Source organism: Butyrivibrio sp. FCS006 (assembly GCF_000424525.1).
GTDB lineage: Bacteria > Bacillota > Clostridia > Lachnospirales > Lachnospiraceae > Butyrivibrio.
Window position 1 is genome coordinate 864,869 of sequence record NZ_KE384203.1, and the last position, 6,382, is coordinate 871,250.

General features: G+C 38.7%; 5 protein-coding genes. All 5 read right to left on the bottom strand.

Annotation, left to right across the window (positions count from 1 at the left end; translation table 11 throughout):
- Positions 1 to 77: 77 nt before the first annotated feature.
- The 5 genes from G633_RS0111295 to G633_RS0111315 all read right to left on the bottom strand — a co-directional run bounded on the left by G633_RS0111295 (position 78) and on the right by G633_RS0111315 (position 6,155).
- The gene (locus G633_RS0111295) at positions 78 to 404 is read right to left on the bottom strand and encodes a rhodanese-like domain-containing protein (protein WP_051200130.1); all 327 of its coding nucleotides are present in this window, start codon (positions 402 to 404) and stop codon (positions 78 to 80) included.
- 270 nt (positions 405 to 674) lie between these two features.
- Complete coding sequence (locus G633_RS0111300) at positions 675 to 2,147, bottom strand: hypothetical protein (RefSeq protein WP_026519979.1); 1,473 nt, start codon at positions 2,145 to 2,147, stop codon at positions 675 to 677.
- 3 nt (positions 2,148 to 2,150) lie between these two features.
- Positions 2,151 to 4,370, bottom strand: a complete 2,220-nt coding sequence (locus G633_RS0111305) for a hypothetical protein (protein ID WP_026519980.1) — start codon at positions 4,368 to 4,370, stop codon at positions 2,151 to 2,153.
- A gap of 164 nt (positions 4,371 to 4,534) precedes the next feature.
- On the bottom strand, positions 4,535 to 4,921 hold the full coding sequence (locus G633_RS0111310; RefSeq protein ID WP_051200131.1) for a Mor transcription activator family protein: 387 nt from the start codon (positions 4,919 to 4,921) through the stop codon (positions 4,535 to 4,537).
- Between the two features lie 130 nt (positions 4,922 to 5,051).
- A complete protein-coding gene (locus G633_RS0111315) occupies positions 5,052 to 6,155 on the bottom strand; it encodes a serpin family protein (RefSeq protein ID WP_026519982.1) in 1,104 nt (367 codons plus the stop codon).
- Between the last annotated feature and the right edge of the window lie 227 nt (positions 6,156 to 6,382).

A 6,382-nucleotide genomic window follows, 5' to 3' on the forward strand; every position in this document is an offset into this window, starting at 1 on the left:
CTAATTTGGATAAAATAGTATTGTACTTCTTATTACAAATTTATCATTCCGGTACAAAAAAGAGGCATCCCTGCCTCTTAATCTAGTACTGTTAATCCTTTATATGACGCGATTCCGCCTATACTTCTGGCTCTTTTATAGCCAAAAGTCTTCAGTTTCTTTACAGCGCTTATGCTTCTGCTTCCTCTTAGGCAATATACATAAATCTCCGCATCATGATCCTTTATGATATCTTCCACCTTTTGAATCTCGTCCAGCGGAATGTTGGTGCTTCCCGGAATATGCCCCTCTTTGTACTCAGATTTTGTCCGCACATCCAGAAGGACTGCATTTTGACGAATAGTTCTATAATCCCTAAAAGTACATAAAGAGGACGCCTTTATAAGACATCCTCCCCCACACATTACTCTTTTTCATACTCTCCAACCAAAGCCCCCGCTTTTGGTATATACAAATCCTAGCAGATGAACTGTCCAATAAGACGCACAAACAACAGTTCAAAAATCTGCGTTCTCGCATTACCTCGCATTACTCCTCGCATTACTCGCATTACTGTCTCTGTCCATAAAAAAAGAGGCTCACTTTAACAATGAACCTCCCCTAGTAATGATCGTATTTTAGCTTCTTCTTTTTATATTTCCTTTTTCCGCAAAATATCATCAATACAGGATTAACTATTCCAAAATAAAAACGTCTTTCCTACGCATAGCATCAGAAAACTCCTCAAACGAAGCATGTTGTAATGCTACTCCTGCCTGGTTAGCAAATTTCACAATTGCATTTAACGCCTCATCATAGTTTTCACCTGTCTCCAAATTATAATTAAACGAGTGCAAGAATTCTTCCATCATTCTTTTCTGAGACAGCTCAACTTGCGAAATCTGTGCCTTGAGCTTAGCCTCATATTCATCCATCTGCTTTTTGCTTTCAATTAGAATAGCTGCTAGCCGATCACTTTCTTCGGCTTCCAAATTTGCATTTTTTATTATTTCTCTAGTAGCGGTGAACACATAGCTTGCTGTTGTATACACTGCAAAAGGCACCAAAGGATGAACTGCCTTTCCCATCACCTCTGTAACCGCCCTTGAAAAAAAGATTGTTATTGTAGACTTAGCAGTTGTATCAACAATCTGCTCCTTCAGCTCGGATTCATTGATTTCACCCCTTGCATAGGATAGCAAAGCAACGCCACCATCTATCAAGCCACCCGCCATAACAGTTGACGCCGTCGCATCACTTAGAAGCTTGCTCCCAGCTTTTATACCCTCATATCTTATTGCAGTACTCACAGCTCCTGTAGCGGCTCCTCGCACTGCGCCTTTTACTGCATCCGAATTAATAGACTGTATTGCTTCTCCTAGAGACTTTTCATCTTTGAAGACGGCAACCATATTACTTATCCCAGATACAATCCCAGTCGTTACAAAAGAAGCCTTTGCCATATTAGTAGCATTAGCTTTCATTTCTGCTTTTACTACTTTTCTTTCAAATTGCCTGGAATATTTATCTGGTGAATCATACGCTGTCCTAATTTCTTCTAAAGTTGTTCCTCCAGATGACACCTCATCATGATGCAACTCATCAGTAAGATTTTCATATGTATCCTTATATTGCTTCTGATATATATTTCCATCTATTTCCGATCTGTCCTTAGCTATTTCCCTGGCCTTATTCAATAATGTCGTTTCTTTGCCGGTAGCTTCATCAAAATAATGATCTTCTTTTCGAATCAGTCGTTGCATCCCCATGTATTTATCCCTGCGCTGCATTGTGACTGAATCTGCTGCTGCATGTTTCGAGTCGCTAAATTTTGCCTGTACTTCCCTAACAACAGTCTCATTATCGCGAATAAGAATATCTGCTGCTGCATGTGGGTCTTCAATATCAGTGACATACGCAGTTAGTCTTGAGCCCTTAGACGCGGCATCCACATTGAATTTTGCCGCCTCAATATATTCAAACAAATTTCCTTTTCCAGCTTCAAATGTTCCATTTTGGATAATTGGGCTAGCCACTTTGGCCCTAAAATAATTCATACCATCAACAGCTGCATTCGTAGCATTTTGGGCATTTTGAGCCATCATACTTCCTGATATAATGCCAGCTTCTTTTGCAGCATCTTTGGCAGTCTTTTTAAAAACAGCCATGTCTCACACCACCAATCTAATTATCTCAGCAGCACCCACAACAAGAATAGCCACTGCAATCCTAATACATCTCCACATAAATAATTTATTCTGTGATAGATTCTTAAAATAAAAGAATATAGGAAATGCTATAAGTACTCCAGCTATACCTACTAAACCGATCAGATTTCCTGCTATCAGTTGAGCAATCATTACCGCAATGCATATTGCAGCTGTTGCGAATCCAACAACCATTGCCCTATCTGCATTTTCCTTCCACATTACATTTATAGTCTCTATGTCATCATCACCAGCTTTCTTAAATGAATCCCTCATTAAAGACCTATACGCACTGTTTGCAGTATCAATAACAATATCTGCATCATCTACATCGCCGCCATTGCTCTGTGTAAGAATACAAGAAGCTAAAATAGTATACTGAATTTTTGCCATCACAAAAGACATTTCAAACACACGTTTTTCAGCCTCTGAAAGCAAATCATACTTTACAGTCTCATTGGCTGTCTGATGTTCTGCTCTAATTTCCTCAATTTTCTTAAGAAATTTTGCCTGTATTTTATTGTATTTTTTTAATGTCTTCTCAATTTTTCCTATTTTCTTGATTGTAGCATCAAAATCAGATACTGCACGACCAATCTTATTTGAAAGCTCTTTAACCTCCTGATTTACAGCAGATGCCTGAGCAAGATTCTCTCTTCCCGATATCCCATCTACTGTTTGTTTTACAGTCGAGATATAATAATCTGAAACTTCTCCAAATGGTGTATTATCAGAAATGGTCGGATCAAGTTCACCCGTGAACCACAGTGACATATTATGCCTATGAACACTATTCGCTGCATTATTATCGTTATCCAATTGGGACAACTCTCCTAAAAAATCTTCTCCTCCAAACAGAGCAACTTCTACAAACCCCGTATTCCCTAATGCATCTATCCCACTCGTTCTCAATCGCTTGATATATGATAATACAGAGTCACTACTCTCAAAGATAAACTCAATCGGAATGTCTGTTACGCTGTATGGATATGTGTTGCTCACACTAATATCTTCAAAATTGGATAATGAATCCATGAACGGGGAAAATGTCTTTTCCCAAAGATCAATTCTATTTTTCCCTATATCTATCAGCTTATTGCTTGTTGTCTGTTTCTTCTTATAATATGACTGAGATGCCTTGGAAAAAGTTTTTTGGGCATCTACTAAAAGATCATTAATCTTTTTCTTCTCATTTTCTAATTCCGTAGCCTGCCCTGTAAGCTGAACATATTCTTGTTGAGCCTTCTGCAACAATTGCCTAGAAGATGGTTCTATCTCCCCTTGTTCATTCAAAAGCGGAGCAGACAAAATGTGGTAATATAATTGAGCAAGTAGCCATGAGAGGTGCAACGTTTTCTGTTCCATCTCTGAAAGATCATTGAAATCAACTTTACCATCGCTTCCTCTTTGGTATTTGCTCGCTATATTATCCATCTCTTTAAGATATGGAGTAAATAACCCGGAAAGCTTCGAAATAAAGTCCCTGTAATTGTTTGAAACATTCTCTATTCCTTGCATACCTGTAATAACAACATTCATTTGAGACACGGCAGATTCTGCTTCTGCATGTACTCTTCTAGCTTCAGCAAGCTTAGCCTTTCCTTTTGCTCCTGCGATTAATCCACCAGCAACAGCAATAGCTCCTACAACAACTCCCCCAAGGACAACTGTTCCACCAGCCATCCCCATACCTCCTGAAGCTATGGATCCACCACCGAGCCAAGCTAAAGTAGCATTCTTCTTCGCTACACCTTTCAACGTAGCTATTGCTGTCCCTGTAGAAGCATTTGCAAACATGGCTACTCCACCATACGTCGCAATACCGACCAGTGCTCCTGTGCCAACCGATAATGCCCCGGCTTTTATTATTTCATCAGCATTATATGATGCATTACGCATATTAACCATAAGCTCATTAGGTGTTTCATTCTTTCCCAAAAAGTTGTAGTTTTCATCGATCTTACACACCATTTGAACATTATTGAAGGAGCCAAAAGAATCCAAAAATTTATTCATATCCTTAGACCAAGCATGAACTTTCTCTTTTCCAAGCTTCTCGAGACTCTTTGTAGTATTCTTCTTTTGCGTATCTAATCTGCCTTTCGCACTATCATACTGCGACTGCGCATCATCTAATAACTCCTGTATTTCTTCTGAATGTGTAATTCCTTCAAAAATGCCCATTGCATAATACCCCTTTTACTAATAATTCTTTCTAATGCATCACACGTACTACTCTAATTTTATCATGCAACCTTAAAACATATTGTATAAACTAAATAGACATTAACTAAAACAGAATCATAATAGCATATATATATATCTGCCAATCAATCGTTTTACTGATCTCATTGCGATATTTCATTTTTTATTTCCATAATTATCTGCCTAATTCTCCGCTCAGTAAGTCCCAGCGTCCTCGCCAGTTCTGCAGGTCTCATTTCATCCATGTTTTCTCTGATAAAATCTTTCCTGAATTCCACTGAGTACAGTTTCTGAGGAAAAGTGATATTCAATCCAGCAAAACGCTTCCATATTTTCTGAGTTGCTGCATCACCTAAAAGTTCTGCAATTTCTCTGTATATTCCGCTATAGTTTTCCGGATTGCTCTTCACTTCCTTTTCCTCCTCAGATACAACTATATTCAATTGTACTGAGTCCTTTTTGAAAATATCACTTGCTGTTTGTCCTGTAATATTCATATGAAATTTACACTGCCATTTTTCCTCAATCATTTGCAGTGTAATCCTCCTTTCATTACAGGCCATGTTTTTTTCGCGAATTAAAAATGTCGGTAAACGCTATGAAGTCATCATCTACCGACATTCTGTCCCAGGCAAAGAAAGGATCAGATTTTAAGTCTTATTAAATTTGATTTGTAATTCCAGTAAATACTGGCAACCCCGTTTCATTATGCATAATCGCATATATGAACGGTCTATCCAGCCTAACAACCTTCGGATTGCTCATCGGAGCACATCCAGCAACAAGAAACATAGCAGTGGCTGCAGCTGCCTTTGTTCCTTTCCGGTCCACTTCTATCCTAGCTTTATGAACAATCGAATCTGCCCTCAGCACTTCACTGGAAAGCGGAGAAAAATCTGCCTCTGAAGAAAAGATTTTGTTGATTCCCATATCTTTAAGCAGTTCTGTTAGATCTGTTCTGAATTCGCCATTAAATTCCGGCATATTCACAAAGACCTGATCATATGATGCAGAATCATAAAGTCCTTTGAAATCTATTTTTTCAACCGACCTTCTAAAGATACGTTCATTATGGTCATTCTTAGGCAACAAAGCCATGTAAGAATACTCCCTATTCTTGTATGGTTTAAGGAATCCTGTAAAAAACTCATTTTCGATATATAAGTGCTCCTTGCTGAACATCATGTCAACCCTACTCTTAGAACCATCTGAGTTTTTGAAATCAGCTTCCTTTATATCATCCTCATCATATTCGTCTTCCCATTCCGCCTCAAAGGATACTGCATTGATCAAGCTCATAAGCGTACCAGCCATGCTTTCATCTGCAATCTGTTCTATCAGGCCTTTTGTTTTCTCCTTTACCCAGGAATTCACAGCATATACGACATCATCAGTACAAAACAGCTCGCCACCAAATTTAGATGCAATCCTTTCCTTATACTCCGGATTGATCGAGTTCTCTATCGTCTTCTTTACAATGGCTGCATTTGAAGAAACCAGGCCACCTGTTTCAGATAGCTCATTCTGTATCAACGAGATGATTCCCATTGCAACGTCATATGGAAGGATTCCTTTTAAAACTCCTGCTATTTCTTTTCTTGTATTTCCATCCGTGGAATCTGCCGCAATAGCCAAAAGCACTATTATGGAGAGTGGCGATATAACAACATTGTCTCCTTTGTTAGTAAGCACATATTCACTAAAAAATCTAGCAGCAAGCTTATTGTAATGTGGACTATAAATGCTAGTTCTGTTCTTAGACATATCCTTTACCTCCGATAGTAATGTCTTTCAATTCAATGTGAAATTTCAAGGTGCTAATTTCACACATTTTTTTCACGCCAACACAATCCCCGCAAACAGATCTCCCATACAGAAGCTCAGATGCTCAGTCTCCTCATTCCTTGCTGTCTGGTAGAACTCATTCAGCTCATAATCAGGATTCTGCTCAAGCTTAGCGAAAAGAAGTGCTGTGTTGTAGGCATCAGCCA

What these genes read in the sequence shown, in the direction of transcription:
- G633_RS0111295 (WP_051200130.1), bottom strand. Translation starts at nt 404, where the DNA reads ATGTGTGGGGGAGGATGTCTTATAAAGGCGTCCTCTTTATGTACTTTT.
- G633_RS0111300 (WP_026519979.1), bottom strand. Translation starts at nt 2,147, where the DNA reads ATGGCTGTTTTTAAAAAGACTGCCAAAGATGCTGCAAAAGAAGCTGGC.
- G633_RS0111305 (WP_026519980.1), bottom strand. Translation starts at nt 4,370, where the DNA reads ATGGGCATTTTTGAAGGAATTACACATTCAGAAGAAATACAGGAGTTA.
- G633_RS0111310 (WP_051200131.1), bottom strand. Translation starts at nt 4,921, where the DNA reads ATGATTGAGGAAAAATGGCAGTGTAAATTTCATATGAATATTACAGGA.
- G633_RS0111315 (WP_026519982.1), bottom strand. Translation starts at nt 6,155, where the DNA reads ATGTCTAAGAACAGAACTAGCATTTATAGTCCACATTACAATAAGCTT.